1 protein-coding gene is annotated in these 804 nt (G+C 60.2%); it reads right to left on the bottom strand.

Annotated features, from left to right (window positions below; genetic code table 11):
- Positions 1-219: 219 nt before the first annotated feature.
- On the bottom strand, positions 220-804 hold a 585-nt coding region (locus J5224_RS31845), incomplete at its 5' end, for an FAD-dependent oxidoreductase (protein WP_264628965.1).

The following is an 804-nucleotide window of genomic DNA, read 5'->3' as shown; positions in this document are numbered from 1 at the left end:
GGCGCTGGTGGGATTCGTGCAAATGGCCGGTGGCGCGTGCGTCGGACTGGGGGTAATGGCGCTGCCCCTTACGCCGCAGAGCACACTGGCACTTTCCATGCTGTGCGCCACGCTGTTGGCGCTGCGCGCCCAGCGTTTAAGCGCAAAGGCGCGCGGCACGATTACAGCGCTCAGTTGATCGCAGCACGCGCTGCGATCGTGCTCGATAAACCGATGGATTTACACGCTGGCGTAACGAAAGATCGACAAATCGTCATGGGCAATGTCGGGCGTGTTGCCAGAAATGATATCCGCTAACAACTGTCCTGAACCGCACGCCATCGTCCAGCCTAAGGTTCCATGTCCGGTATTGAGATAAAGATTGGCGAGCGGTGAGCGCCCTACCAGCGGCGTGCCGTCCGGCGTCATCGGGCGCAGCCCGGTCCAGAACGTCGCCTGATCTACCGGTCCGGCGTCAGGATAAAGATCGCGAACCACCATTTCCAACGTTTCACGGCGTTTAGGATTCAGCGTCGTGTCAAAGCCAACGATTTCCGCCATACCCCCAACGCGGATACGGCGATCAAAGCGCGTCACGGCCACCTTGTACGTCTCATCGAGCACCGTTGAAACCGGTGCAGCGGCTTCGTTGGCAAGCGGCAGCGTTAACGAGTAGCCCTTCAGGGGATAGACTGGCAGGTGCATCCACTGACGAACCAGCGCCGTCGAGTAAGAACCACAGGCCACCACATAGGCATCTGCGGTTACGGTTTGCCCATGACAACGCACCTCAGTGGCGCGGCCGCCAGCCACCTGCAACTGCTC

This window comes from Candidatus Symbiopectobacterium sp. NZEC135, assembly GCF_025962695.1.
Note: the sequence above shows the minus strand (reverse complement) of the source record. Positions and strands in the feature narration are given on the sequence as shown.